This is a genomic window from Stenotrophomonas sp. HMWF003 (assembly GCF_003061285.1).
GTDB classification, from domain to species: domain Bacteria; phylum Pseudomonadota; class Gammaproteobacteria; order Xanthomonadales; family Xanthomonadaceae; genus Stenotrophomonas; species Stenotrophomonas maltophilia_AP.
Genome location: NZ_QAIW01000091.1, coordinates 1 through 1,153, shown reverse-complemented (window position 1 = coordinate 1,153; position 1,153 = coordinate 1). Strand labels below are relative to the sequence as shown.

The window sequence follows — 1,153 nt, the reverse complement described above, 5'->3', positions numbered from 1 at the left end:
CCGCCGTGGAGGCCGGCAGTCCGCCAGGTGCCTTGCCGATGCCCAGGTCCACCCGGCCCGGGGCCAGGCTGGCCAGCAGGTTGAAGGTTTCGGCCACCTTGTATGGCGCGTAGTGGCGCAGCATCACCCCGCCGGTGCCGACGCGGATGCGCGCGGTCTGTGCCAGCACCCAGGCCGCCAGCACTTCCGGCGCCGGGCTGGCCAGTTGCGGGGTCGCGTGGTGCTCGGCGAACCAGTACCGGTGGTAGCCCAGATGCTCGGCATGCTGGGCCAGGCGCAGGCTGTCGCGCAGCGCCTGCTCGGGCGTACCGCCCTCGCGGATCGGGCTCTTGTCCAGCACGCTGGTCAGGTAGCTCATCGTGTGCTCCTTGCTCAGGGATGGGCCACGGGAATGCCCAGCAACCCGTTCAGCGCGGCCAGGATCGGTTCGGCACCGGAGATGTACTGGCGGTCGTCGTGCGCGCCACTGGCATGCGCCGACTGCACGCCTTGCGGCAGCACCAGCTTGGGCAGCGACTGGTCCTGTTCGCCGATCTCGGCGATCACTTCGCGGCGCGGCCGGGCAAATCCGATCCGGCGCACATCCAGCTGCGCATCCAGTCCCTCGATGCTCGACAACGCGCCCTCCAGCAGCAGGCTGTGCCGGCAGAAGAAGCGCTGGCCCGGGAGTTGGCCGTCTTCGAATTCACGGTCGAGCAGGAACAGGATGGGTTTGTTCGGGGGATAAGCAGACACGGATACGTTCCTCGTCATGGCCGGCAACAGCGCGCCGTTGGAACCTTGATGCTAGAGACGTGGCCGCGTGGGCCTGCGTCGTAACTCGACAATCAGCGGTCGGATCCGGCCACGCAAATGCGCGTTGGCCATATGCAAAACGCCTGGGGTTATGGGGCCGCACGCAACCGGGGTGCAGCGGCAGCGCCCGCCCACCCCAGCGCCGGCGCAATCTGTTCGGCCACGATCTGCAGAATCCGCCGGTAGTCGCTGGCGGGAAGTTCATAGGGCAGCTCTACGCGCAGCTCGTCCACCTGCTGCAACACCGGATCGGACTGCAGCAGGTCCACGATCTGCGCAGCGCTGCCCACCACGTCCGCGGCAAACACCGTGCGCCGGGGCCCTTGCGGTTCCAGTGTGCGCGCGTGGCGCTGCGCAG

At 68.3% G+C, this 1,153-nt stretch carries 2 protein-coding genes and 1 pseudogene; all 3 read right to left on the bottom strand.

The features are described 5' to 3' along the window. Positions 1-358: MsnO8 family LLM class oxidoreductase (locus tag DBR34_RS22075; RefSeq protein WP_258223642.1), on the bottom strand; the 358-nt coding region annotated here is incomplete at its 3' end. Positions 359-372: 14 nt separating this feature from the next. Beyond that, positions 373-735 (bottom strand): DUF3088 family protein, encoded by a 363-nt coding sequence (locus tag DBR34_RS03675; RefSeq protein WP_038688750.1) that lies wholly within the window; start codon positions 733-735, stop codon positions 373-375. Positions 736-884: 149 nt separating this feature from the next. Beyond that, positions 885-1,153, bottom strand: a pseudogene (locus DBR34_RS21200) (hypothetical protein); the annotation flags it as partial.